General features: G+C 70.7%; 20 protein-coding genes. 12 read left to right on the top strand and 8 right to left on the bottom strand.

The genetic code is table 11. From position 1 onward, the window contains the following. Nucleotide 1: 1 nt before the first annotated feature. The 3 genes from egtC (at nucleotide 2) to ACQPZQ_RS24805 (ending at nucleotide 2,340) form a co-directional block, all read left to right on the top strand. Nucleotides 2-760 carry an ergothioneine biosynthesis protein EgtC gene (egtC, locus tag ACQPZQ_RS24815; RefSeq protein ID WP_433284480.1) on the top strand — a complete coding sequence of 253 codons (759 nt, stop codon included), beginning with the start codon at nucleotides 2-4 and terminating at the stop codon, nucleotides 758-760. Then, on the top strand, nucleotides 757-1,728 hold the full coding sequence (gene egtD, locus ACQPZQ_RS24810; RefSeq protein WP_433284478.1) for an L-histidine N(alpha)-methyltransferase: 972 nt from the start codon (nucleotides 757-759) through the stop codon (nucleotides 1,726-1,728). Before egtC ends, egtD begins: the two co-directional genes overlap by 4 nt. A 132-nt stretch (nucleotides 1,729-1,860) precedes the next feature. After that, nucleotides 1,861-2,340 (top strand): cupin domain-containing protein, encoded by a 480-nt coding sequence (locus ACQPZQ_RS24805; protein ID WP_433284476.1) that lies wholly within the window; start codon nucleotides 1,861-1,863, stop codon nucleotides 2,338-2,340. A gap of 283 nt (nucleotides 2,341-2,623) precedes the next feature. On the opposite strand, the gene ACQPZQ_RS24800 is transcribed toward ACQPZQ_RS24805, so the two are convergent. Beyond that, nucleotides 2,624-5,437, bottom strand: a complete 2,814-nt coding sequence (locus ACQPZQ_RS24800) for an aconitate hydratase (RefSeq protein ID WP_433284474.1) — start codon at nucleotides 5,435-5,437, stop codon at nucleotides 2,624-2,626. Nucleotides 5,438-5,723: 286 nt separating this feature from the next. On the opposite strand from ACQPZQ_RS24800, the gene ACQPZQ_RS24795 reads away from it, so the two are divergent. From ACQPZQ_RS24795 to ACQPZQ_RS24760, 8 genes are all read left to right on the top strand, one after another. Beyond that, entirely contained in the window at nucleotides 5,724-7,127 is a 1,404-nt protein-coding gene (locus ACQPZQ_RS24795; RefSeq protein ID WP_433284472.1) for an NlpC/P60 family protein, read from the top strand. An 18-nt stretch (nucleotides 7,128-7,145) separates the two neighbouring features. Further along, nucleotides 7,146-7,493, top strand: a complete 348-nt coding sequence (locus ACQPZQ_RS24790; RefSeq protein ID WP_433284470.1) for a putative quinol monooxygenase — start codon at nucleotides 7,146-7,148, stop codon at nucleotides 7,491-7,493. Between the two features lie 295 nt (nucleotides 7,494-7,788). Beyond that, nucleotides 7,789-8,841, top strand: a complete 1,053-nt coding sequence (locus tag ACQPZQ_RS24785; protein ID WP_433284468.1) for an AAA family ATPase — start codon at nucleotides 7,789-7,791, stop codon at nucleotides 8,839-8,841. After that, nucleotides 8,838-9,794, top strand: a complete 957-nt coding sequence (locus ACQPZQ_RS24780; RefSeq protein ID WP_433284466.1) for a DUF58 domain-containing protein — start codon at nucleotides 8,838-8,840, stop codon at nucleotides 9,792-9,794. The genes ACQPZQ_RS24785 and ACQPZQ_RS24780 overlap by 4 nt, the downstream gene beginning before the upstream one ends. Then, nucleotides 9,795-10,781, top strand: coding sequence for a VWA domain-containing protein (locus tag ACQPZQ_RS24775; RefSeq protein ID WP_433284465.1), 987 nt, complete (start codon nucleotides 9,795-9,797; stop codon nucleotides 10,779-10,781). A gap of 117 nt (nucleotides 10,782-10,898) precedes the next feature. After that, complete coding sequence (gene fabG / locus ACQPZQ_RS24770; RefSeq protein WP_433284463.1) at nucleotides 10,899-11,609, top strand: 3-oxoacyl-ACP reductase FabG; 711 nt, start codon at nucleotides 10,899-10,901, stop codon at nucleotides 11,607-11,609. A gap of 32 nt (nucleotides 11,610-11,641) precedes the next feature. Beyond that, the gene (gene fabI, locus ACQPZQ_RS24765) at nucleotides 11,642-12,433 is read left to right on the top strand and encodes an enoyl-ACP reductase FabI (RefSeq protein WP_433284461.1); all 792 of its coding nucleotides are present in this window, start codon (nucleotides 11,642-11,644) and stop codon (nucleotides 12,431-12,433) included. A gap of 7 nt (nucleotides 12,434-12,440) precedes the next feature. After that, the gene (locus ACQPZQ_RS24760) at nucleotides 12,441-13,487 is read left to right on the top strand and encodes a ferrochelatase (protein WP_433284460.1); all 1,047 of its coding nucleotides are present in this window, start codon (nucleotides 12,441-12,443) and stop codon (nucleotides 13,485-13,487) included. A gap of 74 nt (nucleotides 13,488-13,561) precedes the next feature. Here ACQPZQ_RS24760 and ACQPZQ_RS24755 read toward each other — a convergent pair whose 3' ends face one another. From ACQPZQ_RS24755 to ACQPZQ_RS24740, 4 genes are all read right to left on the bottom strand, one after another. Then, on the bottom strand, nucleotides 13,562-14,203 hold the full coding sequence (locus ACQPZQ_RS24755; protein ID WP_433284458.1) for an SRPBCC family protein: 642 nt from the start codon (nucleotides 14,201-14,203) through the stop codon (nucleotides 13,562-13,564). A gap of 60 nt (nucleotides 14,204-14,263) precedes the next feature. After that, entirely contained in the window at nucleotides 14,264-14,905 is a 642-nt protein-coding gene (locus ACQPZQ_RS24750) for an SRPBCC family protein (RefSeq protein WP_433284456.1), read from the bottom strand. Then, complete coding sequence (locus ACQPZQ_RS24745; protein ID WP_241038179.1) at nucleotides 14,902-15,258, bottom strand: ArsR/SmtB family transcription factor; 357 nt, start codon at nucleotides 15,256-15,258, stop codon at nucleotides 14,902-14,904. The genes ACQPZQ_RS24750 and ACQPZQ_RS24745 overlap by 4 nt, the downstream gene beginning before the upstream one ends. Before the next feature lie 62 nt (nucleotides 15,259-15,320). Next, complete coding sequence (locus ACQPZQ_RS24740; RefSeq protein WP_433284454.1) at nucleotides 15,321-15,920, bottom strand: dihydrofolate reductase family protein; 600 nt, start codon at nucleotides 15,918-15,920, stop codon at nucleotides 15,321-15,323. 101 nt (nucleotides 15,921-16,021) lie between these two features. Between ACQPZQ_RS24740 and ACQPZQ_RS24735 the strand changes: the two genes are divergently transcribed. After that, nucleotides 16,022-16,597: a TetR/AcrR family transcriptional regulator gene (locus tag ACQPZQ_RS24735; RefSeq protein ID WP_433284452.1), complete on the top strand. Its 576-nt coding sequence runs from the start codon at nucleotides 16,022-16,024 to the stop codon at nucleotides 16,595-16,597. A 22-nt stretch (nucleotides 16,598-16,619) separates the two neighbouring features. Here the strand turns inward: ACQPZQ_RS24735 and ACQPZQ_RS24730 are convergent, their stop codons facing one another. Genes ACQPZQ_RS24730 through ACQPZQ_RS24720 form a run of 3 tightly spaced genes read right to left on the bottom strand, consistent with a single transcriptional unit; the run spans nucleotide 16,620 to nucleotide 20,277 of the window. Further along, nucleotides 16,620-17,816 carry a tyrosine-type recombinase/integrase gene (locus tag ACQPZQ_RS24730; protein ID WP_433284450.1) on the bottom strand — a complete coding sequence of 399 codons (1,197 nt, stop codon included), beginning with the start codon at nucleotides 17,814-17,816 and terminating at the stop codon, nucleotides 16,620-16,622. 24 nt (nucleotides 17,817-17,840) lie between these two features. Further along, complete coding sequence (locus ACQPZQ_RS24725) at nucleotides 17,841-19,463, bottom strand: class I adenylate-forming enzyme family protein (RefSeq protein WP_433284448.1); 1,623 nt, start codon at nucleotides 19,461-19,463, stop codon at nucleotides 17,841-17,843. 13 nt (nucleotides 19,464-19,476) lie between these two features. Then, nucleotides 19,477-20,277 carry an enoyl-CoA hydratase/isomerase family protein gene (locus ACQPZQ_RS24720; RefSeq protein ID WP_433284446.1) on the bottom strand — a complete coding sequence of 267 codons (801 nt, stop codon included), beginning with the start codon at nucleotides 20,275-20,277 and terminating at the stop codon, nucleotides 19,477-19,479. Nucleotides 20,278-20,613: the final 336 nt, after the last annotated feature.

The following is a 20,613-nucleotide window of genomic DNA, read 5'->3' as shown; positions in this document are numbered from 1 at the left end:
GGTGTGTCGCCACCTGGCCTACCTGGGGCCACCGGTGACGCTGTCGTCGCTGGTCCTCGAGGCGCCCCATGGGCTGCTTCGGCAGTCCTACGCGCCGCTGGACATGCGCGCCGGCGGCACGATCAACGCCGACGGCTTCGGCGCCGGCTGGTACCCGGCACCCGACGCCGACGCGGTGCGGTACCGCAGCGCTGCGCCGCTCTGGTCCGACGCCTCCTTCGCGGCGATGGCGGGCGCCACCCGCTCGTCCGCCATCCTGGCGGCGGTCCGGTCGGCCACGGTCGGCATGCCCGTCACCGACACGGCTGCGGCGCCGTTCGCCCACGGGCGCTGGCTGTTCAGCCACAACGGCGTGGTGCGGGGGTGGCCGCACTCGGTCGCCGAGCTCGCCGGCGGCCTGCCGGTGGCCGATCTCATCACGCTCGACGCGCCCACCGACTCGGCCCTGCTGTGGGCGCTGGTGCGCCATCGGCTGTCCGAGGGTGGGGATCCGGCCGACGTCCTGGCCGGCGTCGTCGCCGCAGTGGCCACGGCGGCACCCGGGTCGCGGCTCAACCTGCTGCTCACGGACGGCCGTGGTATCTGGGCCACGGCGTGGGATCACGCGTTGTCGGTGCGCACCACCCCCGACTCCGTTCTGGTCGCGTCCGAGCCGATCGACAGCCTTTCCACCTGGAACCCGGTGCCCGACCGCCATCTCGTCGTGGCCCGACCGGGCCATTACCGGGTCGACGAACTCACGATGACAGGAGTCCCATGAGCCCAGCGCTGCTGGACATCCACCTCACCGACGGCGACGCCGATGCCGCCCTGCGCGCCGACGTCCGTGCAGGCCTCACGGCGATCCCTAAACAGTTGCCCCCCAAGTGGTTCTACGACGCACGGGGCAGCGAACTGTTCGAGCTGATCACGGAGCTGCCGGAGTACTACCCCACCCGCACCGAGCGTGCCCTGCTGGAGCGCAGCGCCGACGCGATCGCGATCACGTCGGGGGCCGACACGATCGTCGAGCTCGGTTCGGGGTCGTCTGCCAAGACACGGCTACTGCTCGACGCGTTCGGCCGTGCCGGGTCGCTGCGCCGGTACGTGCCACAGGACGTGAGTGAGGCCGCCCTCCGCTCTGCGATGGACGCCCTGTCCGTCGAGTACCCCGACCTCGAGCTGCACGGCGTGGTCGGCGACTTCACGAGCCACCTGCATCGGTTGCCGCGAGGCAAGCACCGGATGGTGGCGTTCCTCGGCGGCACGATCGGCAACCTGCTGCCTGCCGAACGCGCCGAGTTCCTCGAGCGGCTTCGTGCGGTGCTGCAGCCGGGGGAGCAGCTGCTGCTCGGCACGGGCCTCGTGATCGACGAGGAGACGCTCGTCCGCGCTTACGACGATTCGGCAGGCGTCACGGCCGAGTTCAACCGCAACGTGCTCCGGGTGCTCAACCGCGAGCTGCGTGCGAACTTCCCGGTGGAGGAGTTCACCCACCGCGCGCTGTGGGACGCGGAGAACGAGTGGATCGAGATGCGATTGGTCGCGCAGCGCGCCATCACCGTCACGCTCGCGGAACTGGGCCTCGAGGTGCATTTCGCTGCGGGGGAGGAGATGCTCACGGAGATCTCCGCCAAGTTCACCGGCCCCGGCGTTCGCGCGATGCTCGAAGAGGCGGGCTTCACGGTCACCCGCACCTGGACCGACCCGGACGACCGCTTCGCGCTGACGCTGGCAACCGCCACCTGACCCGCACCTCCGCAGGCCCGTTTCCGGAGGCCGAACCGCACGATCCCGGCGCGCAGGAAGTTGTGGTGCTGTGCGCCGGACAGGCGGCTCGGGGCCGGGCCGGGCCTCCGGACATCGGGTTAGCCTGCTGGGATGAGCAACGATCGCGCGGGTCGTTCGTGGCGGACTGACGGGGTTCGGGTCATCCCCGGGGAGGCGCTCGACAGCAACACACCGCAGACGCCGGGGATGCATCGGGCCGCGGCCGTCACGCACGCGCGGGTGGGGGCGGCGAAGCTGTGGGCCGGCACCGTGACGATCCACCCCGGTGCCCGCACCGGTGCCCATCACCACGGCGAGCTGGAGAGCGTGATCTACGTGGTGCGCGGCCGGGCGAGGATGCGGTGGGGCGAGCACCTCGAGTTCACGGCGGAGGCCGGCCCTGGCGGCTTCATCTTCGTGCCGCCGTTCGTGCCGCACCAGGAGATCAACGCGCTCGACGACGAGCCGCTGGAGTGCGTGCTGACGCGCAGCAATCAGGAGCCGATCGTGGTGAACCTGGACATCGAGGGCGTTGCGGAGCCCGAGCACGTGCCGTGGGTCGACCCGGCCCATCCTGCTCCCAGCGGATGACGGGTCGGCCGGGCGTCGGGGCATCCCTCTCGTCTCGACGCCACCGGCCGCCTGTCCGGTGTCGCCCCGCTCGGCCTCCGGCGAACTCAGGTCGAGCGGCCACACCGGCGCCGGTTCTCCTCGGGGAGCCGATCACAGCCGGCGTGTGCGCTGTAGCAATCAATGTCAATGAAACATTGACGCCAGCGTTTCGTCAATCTGTCGACGACAACGTCGCACGCCACAACGACGACAGCGGGCGACCCGGAGAACCGGGGCGCCCGCCGTCGAGGGGGAGTGGAGGTCAGCTGCGCAGCATGCCGCGCAGGACGTACTGCATGATCCCGCCGTTGCGGTAGTAGTCCGCCTCGCCGGGGGTGTCGATCCGGACGGTGGCGTCGAACTCCACCTTCTCGCCGTTCTCCTTGGTGGCACTCACGTGCACGGTCCGTGGTGTCGAGCCCTCGTTCAATGCGGTGACGCCGGAGATGTCGAACGTCTCGGTGCCGTCCAGCTTGAGCGAGGCCGCCGACTCGCCCTGCGGGAACTGCAGCGGCAGGACGCCCATGCCGATCAGGTTGGAGCGGTGGATCCGCTCGTAGCTCTCCACGATCACGGCCTTGACGCCGAGCAGCGCGGTGCCCTTGGCGGCCCAGTCGCGCGACGAGCCGGATCCGTACTCCTTGCCGCCCAGCACCACCAGCGGGGTGCCCGCGGCGGCGTAGTTCTCCGAGGCGTCGTAGATGAACGCCTGCGGGCCGCCCTCCTGCGTGAAGTCACGGGTGTAGCCGCCGGACACGCCGTCCAGGAGCTGGTTGCGCAGCCGGATGTTGGCGAAGGTGCCGCGGATCATCACCTCGTGGTTGCCGCGGCGGGATCCGTAGGAGTTGAAGTCCTTCTTCTCCACGCCGTGCTCACGCAGGTACTGACCGGCGGGGGTGTCCTCCTTGATGGAGCCGGCGGGGGAGATGTGGTCGGTGGTCACGGAGTCGCCGAGCAACGCGAGGACGCGCGCCCCGGAGATGTCCTGCACCGGTGACGGGTCGGGCTCCATGCCCTCGAAGTACGGGGGCTTGCGGACGTAGGTCGACTCCGGGTCCCAGGCGAAGGTGCTGCCCTCGGGAGTCGGGAGCGAGCGCCAGCGCTCGTCGCCTGCGAAGACGTCGGCGTAGTCCTTCGTGAACATCTCCTGGCTGATCGCGCCGTCGATCGTCGTCTGCACGTCCTGGGCCGACGGCCAGATGTCGCGCAGGAACACGTCGTTGCCCTGGGGGTCCTGGCCGAGAGGCTGGGCCTCGAAGTCGAAGTCCATCGTGCCGGCGAGCGCGTAGGCGATCACCAGCGGCGGGGACGCCAGGTAGTTCATCTTGACGTCGGGGTTGATCCGGCCCTCGAAGTTGCGGTTGCCCGAGAGCACCGAGACGACAGAGAGGTCGGCCTCGTTGACCGCGGCGGAGATCTCCTCGGACAGCGGTCCCGAGTTGCCGATGCACGTGGTGCAGCCGTAACCGACCAGGTGGTAACCGAGCTTCTCGAGGTACGGCCAGAGGCCCGCCTTCTCGTAGTAGTCGGTGACGACCTTCGAACCCGGTGCCATCGACGTCTTCACCCACGGCTTGACGGCCAGGCCCTTGTCGACGGCGTTCTTCGCCAGGAGTGCGGCGCCCAGCATCACCGACGGGTTCGAGGTGTTGGTGCACGAGGTGATCGAGGCGATCACGACGGCGCCGTGGTCGAGCACGAACTCGCCGCGGTCGGAGGTCTTGACCGTGGTCGGGCGGGACGGACGGCCCTCGCCTCCGTTCGCGGCCGAGTGCACCGCCGGCTGGTCGTCATCGTCGTCGGAGAAGGCGAGCGCGGGGGCGTCGCTCGCCGGGAAGGACTCCCGGCCGGCCTCGTCCACGTGGTTGTGCGCGAGGGGCTGCGGCTCCGCGTCGTCGGTGTAGTCGTGCACCGACTTGCGGAACGAGGACTTCGCGTCGGTCAGCTCGATGCGGTCCTGCGGGCGCTTCGGCCCGGCGATGGACGGGACGACCGTGGACAGGTCGAGCTCGAGGGTCTCGGAGTAGACCGGCTCCCGGGACGGGTCGTGCCAGAGGCCCTGCTCCTTGGCGTAGGTCTCGACGAGGTCGATCTGCTCGTCGGAACGGCCGGTGAGCTTGAGGTAGCGGACGGTCTCCTCGTCGATCGGGAAGATCGCCGCGGTGGAGCCGAACTCCGGGCTCATGTTGCCGATGGTCGCGCGGTTGGCCAGCGGCACCGCGCCCACGCCCTCGCCGTAGAACTCGACGAACTTGCCCACCACGCCGTGGCGGCGCAGCATCTCGGTGATCGTCAGCACGACGTCGGTGGCGGTGGCGCCGGCCGGGATCTCACCGGTGAGCTTGAAGCCGACCACGCGGGGGATGAGCATCGAGACGGGCTGGCCGAGCATGGCCGCCTCGGCCTCGATGCCGCCGACGCCCCAGCCCAGCACGCCCAGGCCGTTGACCATCGTGGTGTGCGAGTCGGTGCCCACCAGCGTGTCCGGGTACGCCTGGCCGTTACGGGTCATGACGACGCGCGCCAGGTGCTCGATGTTGACCTGGTGCACGATGCCCGTGCCCGGCGGGACGACCTTGAACTCGTCGAACGCTCCCTGGCCCCAGCGCAGGAACTGGTAGCGCTCCTTGTTGCGCTGGTACTCGAAGTCGACGTTGCGCTCGAAGGCGTCCGGGCGGCCGAAGATGTCGATGATCACCGAGTGGTCGATCACCAGCTCGGCAGGAGCCAGCGGGTTGACCTTGGCGGGGTCGCCGCCCAGCTCGGTCACGGCTTCGCGCATGGTGGCCAGGTCGACGACGCAGGGGACACCGGTGAAGTCCTGCATCACCACCCGGGCGGGGGTGAACTGGATCTCGGTGTCCGGCTCGGCGGTGGGATCCCAGTTCGCCAGCGCCCGTACGTGATCGGCGGTGACGTTGGCGCCGTCCTCGGTCCGCAGCAGGTTCTCCAGCAGAACCTTGAGGCTGAACGGGAGGCGGTCGGCGCCCTCCACCGCTGCGAGCCGGAAGATCTCGTGATCCGACCCGCCTGCCTGAATCGTCCCTTTCGCTCCGAAGCTGTTCGTGCTGGCCACGTCGTTGTCCTCCTGCGGTGGTGGGCGCTTGGGATCTCGCGCTGGATCTCGCTGTGCCTCAGGTTGTCCGGAGTCTCGCGCACCGACAGGTCCTCGGCGCAGCGGCCCCGCTCGCCGCAAACAGTACGCTTGTCCTGCTAGCCGGTCGAGTCGCGGGGTTCGTCGCTCGACCGGGTGAGTTTCCGGGCTCGCCGCTCTCTGAGCGCGCCGTCCTGTTCCTCCGTGTGGTCGTTGTTCGTGGCGATGCGCGTGTGGCTACCCGTTTCTGGGCCGTCCGGGTGGCACAGTGCGCTCGCTTCTGGAGCACGACGACGGAACGGAGGCGGCCGTGCGGTACCGAGGTCTGCCGCGTCCGCGCCCGGGGCGGGACGAGGACGGCCGGCCGTTGCGGTGGCGGAACCGTGCCGTCGTCCTCGTCGTGTTGCTGGCCCTGGTCGGCGCTGGCACGTCCACTGCGTCGGCCCAGCCCACCCCGCCGCCACCACCCAACCCGAGCGACGACGAGCTGCAGCGCAGCCGGAGCTCGGTCGCCCAACGGGCGGGCGAGGTCGGCCGGCTGACCGCCCAGCTCGCAGAGCTCGACAGCCGTACCGACGACCTCCAGGCCGCGCTGGCCGCCCAGCGCGAGACCGCCGAGGCCGCGCTCGTCGTCCTGCAGACCGCGCAGGACGCGGCGGCGGCTGCATCGCGGCGCGCTGCCGCGGCGCGGATCGAGACCCAGGCGGCGTCCTCCGCGATCGACGAGGCACGCGCCCGGCTCGACGAGTTCGTCACCGCCACGTACCAGCAGGGCCTCGACGTCGGACCGCTCGGCCTGCTCACCGACTCCACGAGTCCCGAGGATCTCGTCGCACGGGCCGAGTTCAACGACCTGATCGCCCGGTCGCAGCTCGCAGCGCGGGACGGACTGGAACGCGCACGCGTCGCGAAGGCGAATGCGGACTCCGCTGCCCGGGCCGCGCTCGATGAGGCGCGAGCCCGTGAGGCCGAGGCGCAGACTGCCAAGGCAGCCGCCGATGCGGCCTTCGCTGCTGCGGCGGCGGCCGCGCGGGAGCAGGCGGAACAGCTCGCGGCGGTGGCAGCGGAGCGCGCCGAGGTGCAGCGACGGCTCGACGCGGCCGAGTCGGCCGATGCCGGACTGCGTCAGCAACGTGCCCGGTTCGACGAGTGGCAGCGCAGGCTGGCGCAGGAGCAGACCGCGCGGGAACGGGCCGAGCGCAACGCCGCTGCGGCCAGGCTCGGGGGCCGGGACGGTGCCGGCCCGGCCGTCGGGGGCAGCGCCGCGGTACGGCGCGTGATCGACCGCGCGATGTCGCAGATCGGCGTGCAGTACGTCTGGGGCGGTGGCAACGGGCGCGGCCCCAGCAGGGGAATTCCGGACGGTCTGGGCTCACCGCTCGACCGGGTCGGGTTCGACTGCTCGGGCCTGATGCTCTACGCGTTCAGCGGCGCGGGGGTGTCGTTGCCGCGGGTGAGCCGCAACCAGTTCAACGCGGGCCGGAAGGTGCCGATCTCCGACCTGCGACCCGGCGACATGGTCTTCTTCCAGAACCCGGGCGCCCCGATTCACCATGTGGCGCTGTACATCGGAAACGGGAAGATGATCGAGGCCCCCTACACGGGGGCGAGCGTCCGGGTGGTGCCATTGCGCACCAGAGGCCTGCTGCCGCAGGCCACGCGAATGTTCTGAGCGGCGGGGGAGACGGCGATGACGATCGTTGTTCGCGCGGAGCTACGTATCCGTTCGGGAAAGCGTGAGGAGTTCGTCAGGGCGGCGTCGGCGCTGGCCGTCGCGGCGGGGGAGGAGGGGGAGACCCTCCGCTACGACTGGTACGGCTGCGCCGACCCGCACGAGTTCGTGGTCATCGAGGAGTACACGGACGCCGACGCGGCGGTGGTGCACAACCAGCACTGCGCGATGCTGCTGCAGGGGATCGCGGAGCTTGCAGACATGACCGCTGTCCATCTCCACGGCGAGGTGGGGCCGGATCTCGAGAGGTGGGCGAGGGAGCGCTCCTTTGCGCATGTCCATCGCCCCCTGCGGCTGGTGCCGTAGGGCTCACGTGAGTGCATGAGAGCAGCGGGTTGACCATCTTATGTCAATGAAACATTGACGCCTACATATCGTCCTCCTTTCATTGACCACCCGAAAAGCCCAGCTCGGAACCGAAAACGCCGACGCCGGCCGGCGTCGGGTCACGGACTGTCGTGGGGGAGGACCGCGTGGCAGGACCGATCGGCCTACCGGGCGGCCGGGGGAGCCTCGCCGCAAGCTGTCGGACTCGTCGGGCGGTGCGCGCCGGACGTCCGGGTTCACCGTCGTCTCACGCACGCCGGAGTGGGATGGCGTGGTGAGTGTGCAGGAGTCCGTCCCCAGCCCCGCCCACGAAGGTGAGCGGCTCGAACGCGTCGTCTTCGAGATCAAGCGCGTGATCGTCGGCCAGGACCGGCTCGTCGAGCGGATGCTCGTCGGCCTGCTGGCCAAGGGCCACCTGCTGCTCGAGGGTGTGCCCGGCGTCGCGAAGACGCTCGCGGTCGAGACCGTCGCGAAGGTCGTCGGCGGCACCTTCGCCCGGTTGCAGTTCACCCCCGACCTCGTGCCGGCCGACATCCTCGGCACGCGCATCTACCGGCAGGGCCGCGAGGAGTTCGACGTCGAGCTCGGGCCTGTCGTGGCCAACTTCGTGCTCGCCGACGAGATCAACCGCGCGCCGGCGAAGGTGCAGTCGGCGATGCTCGAGGTGATGGCGGAGCGGCATCTCTCGATCGGCGGCAGGACGTTCCCGATGCCCGATCCGTTCCTCGTGCTGGCCACGCAGAACCCGATCGAGAACGAGGGCGTCTACCCGCTTCCGGAGGCGCAGCGCGACCGGTTCCTCTTCAAGATCATCGTCGAGTACCCGGGCGTCGAGGAGGAGCGGGAGATCGTCTACCGGATGGGCGCTGAGCCGCCCGTCGCGCACCAGGTGATCGATCCCTCGGAGCTCCAGCGGCTGCAGAAGGTGGCCTCGCGGGTGTTCGTGCACCACGCGCTCGTGGACTACGTCGTGCGGCTCGTGGTGGCCACCCGGATCCCCGCCGAGCACGGCCTCACCGACATCGCCGGCTGGGTGTCCTACGGTGCCTCGCCGCGCGCCACCCTGGGCATCGTGGCCGGGGCACGCGCGCTCGCGCTGGTGCGGGGCCGCGACTACGTCCTGCCGCAGGACATCCTGGACGTCGCTCCCGACGTGCTGCGCCACCGGCTGGTGCTGTCCTACGACGCCGTCGCCGACGGCGTTCCGATGGACCACATCATCTCCCGGGTGCTGGCCACCGTTCCGTTGCCGCAGGTCACTGCCCGGCCGCAGCACGATCCGGGTGCGCCCTCGGCTCCGTACAGCCCGGCCGGCAGCTCGACGTGACAGCTGCGCAGCCCACCGCCGAGCCGACGCGGCGGCCGCCGATCGCGCCGCCGTCGTTCAGGGACGGGCGGATCGAGGCGGCGCTGCGGACGCTGGAGCTGGCCGTGCGGGGGCGGCTCGACGGGCTGCTGCAGGGCAACCACCTCGGCCTGGTCCCCGGGCCGGGCAGCGAGCCGGGAGAGGCGCGTAGCTACCAGCCCGGCGACGATGTCCGGCGCATGGACTGGGCCGTCACCGCCCGCACCACGGTGCCGCACGTCCGCGAGACGGTGGCCGATCGCGAGCTGGAGACCTGGGTCGTGCTCGACCTGTCGCCGAGCCTCGACTTCGGCACGGCGGCATGCGAGAAGCGCGACCTCGCGATCGCGGCGCTCGCCGCCGTCACCCACCTCACCCGGGGTGGGGGTAACCGGATCGGTGTGCTCGTCAGCACGGGGGAACGGACGGTCCGCATCCCCGCTCGCGGCGGACTCGGCCACGCCCGCGCGATGCTGCGCCGCGTCGCCCGTACTGAACGAGCCCCCGAGGGCACCCGTGGCGATCTGGCGGCCGCGATCGAGCAGTTGCGCCGCCCGCCGCGACGCCGTGGCCTGGCCGTCGTCATCTCCGACTTCCTCGGCGAACCCGACTGGGAACGGTCGCTGCGTGCGCTCTCGAACCGGCACGACCTGCTGGCCGTCGAGGTGCTGGATCCACGTGAGCTGGAACTGCCCGACGTCGGCACGGTGGTGCTCGCCGACCCCGAGACGGGACGTCAGCGCGAGGTCGTGACCAGCCCATTGCTGTGCCGGGAGTTCGCGGCCGCGGCGGCCGAGCACCGGGAACGGGTGGCGGCTGCGTTGCGCCGTTGCGGCGCCGCGCATCTCACGCTGCGCACCGACTCGGATTGGATCGCGGACATCGTGCGATTCGTCCTGGCCCGGAAACGTGCCTGGTCGGGGGGTGGGCGGTAGATGTTCACCCACCCCTGGTGGCTGCTGCTGCTCATCGTGGTGGGCGCGCTCGCCGCCGGTTACGTCCTGCTGCTGCGCAGGCGTCGGCGCGACACCGTCCGGTTCACCAACCTCGACCTGCTCGACCGGGTGGCCCCGAAACGCCCTGGCTGGTATCGGCACGTCCCGGCCGCGGCGATGATCCTTGCGCTGGCGGTTCTCACCATCGCGCTGGCGGGGCCCCAGGCCGAGGCGCGCGTGCCTCGCAACCGGGCCACGGTGGTGCTGGTGATCGACGTCTCGCTGTCGATGCAGGCCACGGACGTCGAACCGAGCAGGCTCGCCGCAGCGCAAGCGGCCGCGAAGGCGTTCGCCGATCAGCTGACGCCTGGGATCAACCTCGGGCTGGTGTCGTTCGCGGGCACGGCTGCGGTGCTCGTCTCGCCGACGGTGGACCGGGAGCCGGTCAAGCGTGCGGTCGACGGGTTGAAGCTGTCGGAGTCGACCGCCACCGGCGAGGCGATCTTCGCCGCGCTGCAGTCGGTGGAGACGTTCTCGCAGGCCATCGCCGGTGCGGCAGCAGACGGTCCGCCGCCTGCGCGGATCGTGCTGATGAGTGACGGCAAACAGACGGTGCCGGGTGGCGTGATGCCGGAGGAGGAGCCGCGCGGCTCGTTCACGGCGGCGCGCGCGGCCGCGGAGGCCGGGATCCCGGTCTCGACGATCTCCTTCGGCACCGACTACGGCTCGATCGAGATCAACCCCGGCGAGCGCACGCCGGTGGCAGTGGATGACGCGTCGATGCGGAAGATCGCCGAGCTGTCCGGCGGACAGTTCTTCACGGCGGCCACCGAGGACGAGCTACGCCAGGTGTACGCCGAGCTCGGCGAGCAGATCGGTTACGAGGTGCGGCGGGTCGACACGAGCAGGCCGTGGCTCGCCGGAGGCGCGTTGCTGCTGTTTGCCGGTGTGGGTAGCGGTCTGGCCCTGGGCCGGCGCTTCCCGTAGGTCTCGACTGCGACCTGTGAACCGGGCGGCTCGCGGAACCCCCCGCCGGCCGCCCGGTCTGCGACGCGAGTCGCCCGGTTTCCGCGGGTCGGGGCTCTGCCCATAGGGTGACCATCCGTGGGACGCAGCGTGCTGGTGACCGGAGGCAACCGCGGTATCGGACTCGCGATCGCGAAGGCGTTCGCGGCGCAGGGCGACCAGGTGGCGGTGACGCACCGCAGCCCCGTCGAGGGGTTGCCGGGGGAACTGCTCCCCGTTCAGTGCGACGTCACCGACGCGGCTGCGGTGGACGCGGCGTTCACCGAGATCGAGGACAAGCACGGCCCCGTGCAGGTGCTCGTCTCGAACGCCGGGATCACCGACGACGGGCTGCTCATGCGGATGAGCGAGGAGTCGTTCACGCGGGTCGTCGACGCCAACCTCACCGCCGCCTACCGCGTCGCCAAGCGCGCCTCCCGCGGCATGCTCAAGGCGAAGAGCGGCCGCATGGTCTTCGTCTCCAGCGTCGTCGGCCTCTCCGGAGGCGCCGGGCAGGTCAACTACGCCGCGTCCAAGGCCGGTCTCGTCGGGCTGGCCCGCTCCGTCGCACGTGAGCTCGGTTCGCGCGGCATCACGGCCAACGTGGTGGCGCCGGGGTTCGTCGACACCGACATGACCCGCGCCCTGTCCGACGCGCGGCGCGCGGAGATCCTCGGCCAGATTCCCCTCGGGCGCTACGCCAGCACTGACGAGGTGGCCGCCACCGTCACGTGGCTGGGCTCGGAGAACGCCGGATACATCACCGGCGCTGTGATCCCGGTCGACGGCGGCCTCGGAATGGGCCACTAGCCCACCCGCTCCCTGAACACGGAAAGGCTGCCATGGGACTGCTCGAGGGCAAGCGCCTGCTGATCACCGGCGTGATCACCGATGCGTCGCTGGCGTTCCACGCCGCGAAGATCGCCCAGGAACAAGGCGCAGAAGTTGTGCTCACCGGCTTCGGACGGATGCGGTTGGTGGAGCGGATCGCGCAGCGGCTGCCGAAGCCTGCGCCGGTGGTCGAGCTCGACGTGTCGGACCAGTCCCAGCTCGACAGCCTTGTCGAGCGGGTGTCGCCGTACCTCGGTGAGTCGTCCGAAGTGGACGGTCCGAAGCTCGACGGCGTGCTCCACTCCATCGGCTTCGCGCCGGCCTCGTGCCTGGGGGAGGGCGCGTTCATGAACGCGCCCTGGGAGGACGTGGCCTCGACGATCCAGGTGAGCGCCTACTCGTTCAAGTCGCTGTCCACCGCTCTGCTGCCGCTGCTGGGGCCGGGCAGTTCGATCGTCGGAATGGACTTCGACAACCGGCAGGCGTGGCCCGCCTACGACTGGATGGGCGTGGCCAAGTCCACCCTCGAGTCGGTAACCCGGTACCTGGCGCGTGACCTCGGGCCGAAGGGCATCCGCGTCAACCTCGTGGCCGCCGGGCCGGTGCGCACCATGGCCGCGAAGTCCATCCCCGGCTTCTCCGCGTTCGAGGACGCCTGGGACGGTCGTGCGCCGCTGGGCTGGGACGTCAACGACCCGGTCCCCGTCGCGAAGACCGTCTGCGCCGTGCTGTCGGACTGGCTGCCGGTCACCACCGGGTCGATGGTGTGGGCGGACGGCGGGTTCCACGCCATCGGTGTCTAATCGGGTCGTGCGAGAACAAGCGGACGCGCTGCTGGTCCTGAGCTTCGGCGGGCCTGAGGGCCTCGACGAGGTGCGGCCTTTCCTGGAGAACGTGGTGCGTGGCCGTGGTGTCCCGCCCGAGCGGCTCGACGCCGTCGAGGAGCACTACCGGCACTTCGGGGGCGTGAGTCCGCTCAACGCTCGCAACCGCGAGATCATCGCGGCGCTCCGGCAGCGTACGGACCTGCCAGTCTACTTCGGCAACCGCAACTGGCATCCGCTGGTCGAGGACACGGTCGCCGAGATGGCGCGTGCGGGGGTTCGTCGCGCGCTCGTGTTCGCCACCAGCGCCTACGGCGGGTACTCGGCGTGCCGGCAGTACCAGGAGGACATCGAGCGGGCACGTAAGGCGGTGGGGGAGGGGGCGCCGGACATGGTGAAGCTGCGGCACTTCTTCGACCACCCCGACTTCATCGCCGCCAACGCCGACGCCGTGCGTGCGGCGGCCGCGACCCTGCCCGCCGACGTCCGTGAGGACGCTCGGCTCGTCTTCACCGCCCACTCCGTGCCGGTCGCCGCCGACGTCGCGGCGGGGCCGCCGGAGGAGGGCGGGCACCGGTACTCGCGGCAGGTCGGTGAGGCCGCCCGGTTGGTCGCGGCGGAGTTGGGGGTGGAGGAGTTCGACGTGGTGTGGCAGTCGCGGTCCGGACCGCCGCAGGTGCCGTGGTTGGAGCCGGACATCGTCGACCACATCGAGGCGTTGCACGCTCGTGGCGTGCCTGCGGTGATCGTGTCCCCGGTCGGGTTCGTGTCCGACCACGTCGAGGTGGTGTGGGACCTGGACACGGAGGCGAAGGAACGCGCCACCGAGCTGGGTATGGCGTTCGCCCGCGCGGCGACGGCCGGGCCGGACCCACGGTTCGCCGACATGGTGGTGGAGCTGATGGCCGAGCGTCTGCACGAGGCCGCTCCGCGGCACCTGGGCGAGGTGCCAGGGGGTGGGTGCACGGTCAACGGGGCCCCGTGCGCGGTCGACTGCTGCGTTCCGGCCCGGCGGCCGGCGCGCCCGGAGTGAACGAGCCGCGTACGAAGGGCCCGCTCGGCCGATAACTCGGGCGCGCCGCTCGTGCACGCGCCCTGCGTGGAGCCTCAGGCCTGCTCGGGCACCGCGGTGTAGGCGGCGCCCGAGCGGTCGGCCATCCCTCTGGCCACATCGGCGTCGGCGCCACCTGCGATGTCGGCCGCGCACCAGGCGTCGGCGGCCGACATCAGGAACCGTCTGCCGTCGTCCGTGGCGAACCAGGCCTCGACCTGCGCGGGGTCGGCGATGCCGCCCGACGAGAGGTACAGGAAGAGCCCCAGGAACGACATGTCCCAGCCGATACCGGCGGCGCCAGGGCCGAACTCGGTCCAGTGGTCGTTGCCGATGTAGAAGACGTGCTCGAGCGCGAACCGCGTGGATGTCTCGGACACCGCCGTGAGCCGGACCTCGATCCAGCTCACGGACCCCTCGTACTCCCAGGTGGCGGAGAACCCGTGGGGTGGGTCGCAGCGCTCGACGGTGCCGCCGGCGTTGCCCTCCAGCTGGTAGCGCCCGCCCAGACGCAGCTCGCCGGACACCGGGAGGAACCACCGCGGCAGGCGCTCCGCGTTAGTGCAGGCGTCCCACAGGTCGTCGAGGTCGGTGGCGTAGGTCTGGCTGATGGTGACGGCGCGGCCCTCGCCCTTGTCGAGCATTCGCGCGCTGACCGTGCGATCCACGGCGTTGATCTGCCGGGTGACGTCGATCATCAGTGGTCCTCTCTGTCGGGTTCGCGCATGCGGGGCGTGCGTCGCGCCCGGGACAGCGGATCAAGCCTGGTCGGGCACCCCGGTGTAGAACGCCGTGGCGCGGTCGGCGGCGGCGCGGGCAGCTGCGGCGTCGGTGCCCGCTGCCGTGCTCGCCGCGCACCAGGCGTCGCTGGTGGATGTGAAGAACCGCCTGCCCTCGTCGGTGGCGGACCAGGCCTCGAACTCCGCAGCGTCGACCTGCTCGCCAGACGCCAGGTGCAGCGCGAGCCCCATGACGGCCCCGTCCCAGCCGATGCCGACCGCGCCCGGTCCGAACTCGGCCCAGCGCTCGTCGTCGACGTGGGCGATGTGTTCGAGCTCGAACCGGGTGCGGCCGTCGGACACCTCGGTGAGCCTGACTTCGATCCAGCTCACTTCGCCGGCGAACTCCCAGGTGGCCGCGAAACCGTGTGGGGGATCGCAGCGCTCCACGGTGCCGCCTGCGTTGCCTTGCAACTGGTAGTGCCCGCCCAGGCGCAGGTCTCCGGTCACCGGTAGGAACCAGCGGGGGATGCGCTCGGCGTTGGTGCAGGCGTCCCAGAGATCGTCCAGGTCGGCGTTGTAGGTCTGGCTGATGGCGACGACGCGGGCCTCGCCCGCCTCGAGCGTGCGCGTGCCGACCGTGCGCGTCACGGCGTTGATCTGGTGGGTGACATCGATCATGGGTCGGTCCTCTCGTCGGCCTCGCGGATGCGGCGCTCGCGCCGTCCGCGGGCCAGTTCGGTGGCGAGCGCGTCCAGGTGGGGAGTCCAGAAGCGCCGGAAGTGGTCGAGCCAGTTGTCGACGTCACGCAGCGGCTCGGGCCGCACACGGTAGAGCCTGCGTGTCCCCTCGGGACGGACCGAGGCGAACCCGTTGTCTCGTAGCACCCGCAGGTGCTGTGAGACGGCGGGCTGCGAGATTCCGAACTCCTCCTGGATCGCGGCGCACACCGCTCCGGAGGTCATCTCACCCCCGGCGAGCAGCTCCAGGATCCGACGGCGAACCGGGTCGCCGAGGACGTCGAACGCGTGCACACCGGAAAGGTAACAGCACCCACTTATATAAGCAACGACCGATAGAGGGTCGCGGTGCGGTTCTACGCCGACGGTGTGCTGATGTAGGTGAGGAAGGCGGATCCGCTCGCCACGACTGTGTGGCCGGCGAGCTGCCAGCGACGGGGGTCGAATGCCGTGTCCCGCGAGAAGAGCGGGATCCCCGTTCCGATGGTCAGCGGCCCCAGCTTGATGATCAACCGGTCGATCTCCGCGTACAGCACCCCGGCGAGCTCGCTCCCGCCGATCAACCAGATGTCCTTACCGTTCTCCTGCTTGAGTTCCCGCACCTTCGCGACCGGATCGGTGGCGACCACCTCGACGTTCGGGTCGGGACTCGCGGCGAGCGTCCGGGAGAACACCAGGTGGCGCAGGTGTGGGTACGCGTCGGTGATCCCGGCCTTCAGCCCGATCTCGTAGGTCCGGCGCCCTTCGAGGACGGTGTCGAAATGCGTGCCCTCGGCGGTGATCGACAGCGCCGTGCGCGCCGGCCCGGGGAGGATCTCCGGGAGTTCGGTGGCGAGGTGCTGGATGTAGTCCTGGGCGACCGGCCAGAAGCCGCCGGGGCCGGTGGGGTCGCTCCCGTCCGGTCCGGCGATGAATCCGTCGATGGTGGACGCGATGCAGTACACGAGCTGGCGCAAGGTTCCCCTTTGAATCACTACGAGCGATGTACTCTGTTTGAAGTGGTTCGAAGTTAGTACTGCACCTGAAGTGGTGTCAAATCGCCGTCCTGGAGACCCTCATGCGCCAGAACCCCGCTCGCCGGGTTGCCCTGCTCGATGCCTCGATCGAGGTCCTGGCCCGCGAAGGGTCGCGCGGGCTGACCTTGCGGGCCGTCGACAAAGAGGCCGGTGTCCCCACCGGGACGGCCTCCAACTACTTCGCCAACCGCGCCGAGCTGCTCGGTCAGGTACTGAGCCGCACGCGGGAGCGCTTGACTCCCGACCCGTCGGAGCTGGCGGACACCATGAAGACCGCGCCGTCGCGAGAGCTCGTCAAGACGTTGTTGTGCCAGCTCGTGGAGCGCATGCGCCGGGAACGCAACACCCACCTGGCCATGATGGAACTGCGCCTCGAAGCCACACGACGCCCCGAACTGCAGGAGGAGCTGACCCATTTCTCGATCGCCGAGCTCGACGCGAACATCGGCTTCCACCTCGGTAACGGCCTGCCCGGCGACCGCACCGGAGTGGTGCTGCTCTACCTGGCCATGCTCGGACTGATCGTCGACGACCTCACCGTCCCCGACCTTCTCACGCCCTACCGTCTCGACGCCCTGATCGACGCGATGGCGACGCGCCTGCTCCCGGAGAGCTGACCGCCGCCGCCCGGGCCGCGCCTCAGGAGGAGGGCGCGGGCGCTGCCGCGATCGCGGCGGCCACCAGATCGGCCGCCGTGCTCGCCCGGGTGCGTCTGCCGCGGTCGTAGTGCTGGGTGGTGGCGATCGTGGCGTGCCCGACATCGGCCTGGACGTGCTGGATGCGGGCGTCCTGCTCCAGCGCGATCGTCACGTAGGCGTGCCGCAGCGCGTGCGGGTGCACGCGGTCGGCGACACCGTCGAGCGCCGGGCCGGCCTGGGCCGCGATGCGGCGCAGCAGCGTGTAGAGGTCGACGCGCGAGCAGCGGCCTTCCTCACGCGTTGCGAGCATCGGTGCGTCACCGGCTCCGGTGCGGCCCCGCCGGGCGGGCACGGCGGCGTCGCGGACGCGGTCGCGCTCGGTCAGGTATGCCGTCAGCGCGTCGCGTACGAGGTCGGTGACGTAGACCTCCCGGTGCAGGCCGCCCTTGCCGAGCACGCGCAGCACGTCATCTCCGCCGCTGCGGTAGAGATCACCTCGGTCGAGCCCGACCACCTCGGAGATCCGGAGTCCGAGCGTCAGCAGCGCCACCATGGCCACGGCCCGCAGGGCGTAGAGACGAGCGAGCCGCGGGCTGCGCGAGTACGGGAGGCGGGCCGCTGCCACGAGCAGTGCCTTGAGCTGCTCGGCCGTGAGCCGCACGGTCGGGGAGGCGTCCCGGGCGGTCGACGAGAGCCCCAGCCGGGCGCGGTTGAGCGCTGCCGGGTTCGCCGCGACGACGCCCGTCTCGGCCAGGTGTCCATAGAGGGCCGACAGCGTGGAGAGCATCCGCTGCCGGGTGCGCCGCTGGGCACCCGCGGCGTCGAGCGCGTGGAGCCAGGCCTTGACGTGCCGGGCCGTGGCGTCGCGGGGGTCGAGGGTCTGCCGGGCGCACCAGCGGAACCAGGCCAGGTCGTGGAGCGGTCCTGCCTGTGCCGGAGGTGGCGCGCCCCGGCCGGCCTCGCGGGTCGGTGCGCCGCCGATCGCGTCGACCCAGGCGATGGGCAGGCCGAGCGCGTAGGCGTACGTCCGGCGGGTGCCGGCGTTCGCGTACTGCCCGAGCCAGTCGACGAGCTGGGCGCGGAGCACTTCGGGATCGGCGACGCCGGGCCAGTCGGTGGCATCGGGCGTGACGAGCGACGGGGCGGAGCGATGGCCGGCGAGTGCTTCCAGGACGACCAACGGCTCGGACGCTGCCACCGGTGGAGAGTAGCGGCGGGGCCGTCAGGCCGGTTGGACGGTGATCTCCAGCCAGCCCTGGCCGGTACGCCGGAACCCTTTGGCAGTGTCGGTGAGCTCGCGGCCCAGCACCTTCCCGGAGGGAGTGCGGGGGAGCGCGTCGACGAAGGCGATCACGCGGGGCGCCTTGTAGCCGGCGAGCTCGGCCCGGCACCGTTGCTCGATGTTCTCCGGTGTGAGGCGCACACCCTCCTCGGGCACCACGACGGCCTTGACGCACTCGCCCCACTCGTCGTCGGGCACCCCGACGACGGCGACCTCCCGCACACCGGTGAGCCCGCGGATCGCCTCCTCGATCTCGGCGGGATAGACGTTGATTCCGCCGCTGACGATCACGTCCTTCAGCCGCCCCACGATGTACACGTAGCCGTCCTCGTCCTGGTAGCCCAGGTCGCCGGTGCGGAACCAGCCGTCGCGGAAGGCTTCTTCCGTGCGCGTCGGGTCACCGAGGTAGACCGGCCCGCTCAAGAGACCGCGCTTGGCGATCTCCCCTACCTCGCCCTGCGGCCGGAACCCGCCGTCCGGGTCGAGGATGGCCACCTCGGCCCGGAAGAACGCGCGGCCGCAGGACTCCGCCTTCGGCCCGGACGGGTCCTGCATGTTGACGGTGACGTAGGCCATCTCGGTGCCTGCCAGGAACTCGCCCACGCGGGCCTGTGGGAACGCCTTGGCGAGACGGCGCTTGAGGGTGCCGCCGGCCCGCGCGCCGGAGGTGAGCACCAGGCGCAGGGAGCTGGTGTCGACGCCGCCGTCTGCCTTCTCCAGTGCGTCGGCGAGCCGGTCGAAGATCACGGGTGCGCCGGGGAGCACGGTGGGCCGGTCGCGGCTGATCGATTCGAGCGTCCGGTGCGGGTCGAACCGGCGATGGACGTTCAAGGTGCCGCCGACGTAGAGCTGCTGGAGCGCGAAGGTGAACCCGAGGCCGTGGAAGAGCGGCCCGACCACCAGCTCGACGTCGTCGGGGCCGATGTCGAACTCGACACTCATATCCGCCCAGCCCTGCACCGTGGCGCGGTGGGGGATGACGCAGATCTTCGGCGACCCGGTCGTTCCGCTGGTGAGTGCGAGCCGGAACGGTGCGCTCTCGTCCACATCGGGCGGTGCCGCACCTGCCGGGTCGGCCATGACGTCCTCGTAGCGCCGGACGTCCTCGGCGAGCGCGTCCACCAGAAGGTCGGGTTCGTCGCGCAGTCGGGCCACCGCCAGCTCGCCCGACGGTACGCCGGCTCCTGCCGGGCCGAGTGCGTCGAGGACGTCGGTGACGAGCGCCTTCGCCCCGGTCACCCGCACGGCCCGCGCCAGCTCCCCGGGAACGAACCGTGGGCTGATCGGCACGATCGGGCATCCCGCCTTGCCCAGCCCGTACATCAGCTCGATGTACTCGATCCGGTTGCTCGCGTAGAGCGCCACCGGGTCTCCGCTGCGCAGGCCGTAGCTCGCCAGCCCGGCGGCCAGTCCTGTGGTGCGATCGTCGAGCTCGCTCCAGGTGAGGCTGCGTTCCCCCTCGACCACGGCGACCCGATCCCGGGTTCTCGGGTTGGTCGCGTGCAGTCGCGGCACGTCGCCCACCCGGAGCGCCTGCTGGTACGGGTCCGTCAGGATGGCCACTCGTTCCTCCGCGCTATCCGTGGAAGTCGGGCGCTCGCTTCTCCAGGAACGCCGACAGGCCCTCCCAGGAGTCGTCGCTCTGGGCCAGCCAGGACTGGCCGAGCCGCTCGACGTCGCGTCCGGTGTGGGGGTCGGTGCCCTCACACATGTTGATCACGTGTTTCGCGAGCCCGATCGCCCTCGGCGCACCCTTCATGAGGTCGACCGCGAGCGACTCGGCCTCGGCGACGAGCGCGTCAGCGGGCACCACCTGCGAGACCAGCCCCATCGCCCCGGCCTGCTCGGCCGTGTACTCCCGGCCGGTCATGACCATCTCCTTGAGCCGTTCGACACCGATGAGACGGCTCATGCGTGAACACGCCCCCGATGCCGGAATGACCCCGATCCTGATTTCGGGAAGTACGAACGTCGCGTTCTGGGCGGCGATACGGAAATCGCACGACACGGCGAGTTCCACGCCCCCGCCGGCGCACGGCCCGTTGATCGCCGCGATCACGGGCTTCTCGATGTTCTCGACGTCGTCGAAGGTGGCGTGGTTGGTCCGTACGTAGGAGCGATAGCTGTTGCCCGGCAGGCCCCGCTGCCACCGCAGGTCGTTGATGTCGCGCCCAGCGCAGAATCCACGTCCCGCCCCGGTGATGACGACCACCCGTACCTCGTCGTCGAACGTCGCCTGCCACAGCGCAGCCCGGAGTTCGACCAGCATGCGCCAGTCGAACGCGTTGAGCCGCTCGGGCCGGTCCAGCGTGATCCAGCAGATCCCGGCGGTGCCGCCGATGTGCATGCTGACCCGCTCGAACTGCTCAGGGGTCACGAAGAAGGGCGACTGGGGAACCTGTGATCCGCGGTGGCCGTTACCTGAAGTCACGTGATCGCCCGACACGAGTGGCAGAACGCGTTGATCACGCGGCGCACGCTAACCGCATTTCGCGAGGTCGGCAGCGCGTGGTGGGGAATGGCACACGGTCGACGGGTCAATTGTGGCGAAAAAAGCGTGAACAACCGGTGCGCCGCTTTTCGAGCGTGCGGTCCCGCAGCATCCGCGCCCGGCGACAGGGGCCGTTCCCGACCGCCGCGACCCGGTCCCGGCTCGTGCGCGTCAGCTGCTGCCCCGGGCGAAGTCCGCGCCGAGCTGTGACGCTCCACCTGC

The organism is Pseudonocardia sp. CA-142604 (assembly GCF_050948475.1).
Taxonomy (GTDB): Bacteria; Actinomycetota; Actinomycetes; order Mycobacteriales; family Pseudonocardiaceae; genus Pseudonocardia; species Pseudonocardia alaniniphila.
This window is presented reverse-complemented; position numbering and strand designations above follow the sequence as displayed.

Bases quoted from the DNA above. Each gene is read 5' to 3' on its own strand.
- egtD (WP_433284478.1), top strand. From the start codon at position 757: ATGAGCCCAGCGCTGCTGGACATCCACCTCACCGACGGCGACGCCGAT.
- ACQPZQ_RS24805 (WP_433284476.1), top strand. From the start codon at position 1,861: ATGAGCAACGATCGCGCGGGTCGTTCGTGGCGGACTGACGGGGTTCGG.
- ACQPZQ_RS24790 (WP_433284470.1), top strand. From the start codon at position 7,146: ATGACGATCGTTGTTCGCGCGGAGCTACGTATCCGTTCGGGAAAGCGT.
- ACQPZQ_RS24775 (WP_433284465.1), top strand. From the start codon at position 9,795: ATGTTCACCCACCCCTGGTGGCTGCTGCTGCTCATCGTGGTGGGCGCG.
- fabI (WP_433284461.1), top strand. From the start codon at position 11,642: ATGGGACTGCTCGAGGGCAAGCGCCTGCTGATCACCGGCGTGATCACC.
- ACQPZQ_RS24755 (WP_433284458.1), bottom strand. From the start codon at position 14,203: ATGATCGACGTCACCCGGCAGATCAACGCCGTGGATCGCACGGTCAGC.
- ACQPZQ_RS24750 (WP_433284456.1), bottom strand. From the start codon at position 14,905: ATGATCGATGTCACCCACCAGATCAACGCCGTGACGCGCACGGTCGGC.
- ACQPZQ_RS24735 (WP_433284452.1), top strand. From the start codon at position 16,022: ATGCGCCAGAACCCCGCTCGCCGGGTTGCCCTGCTCGATGCCTCGATC.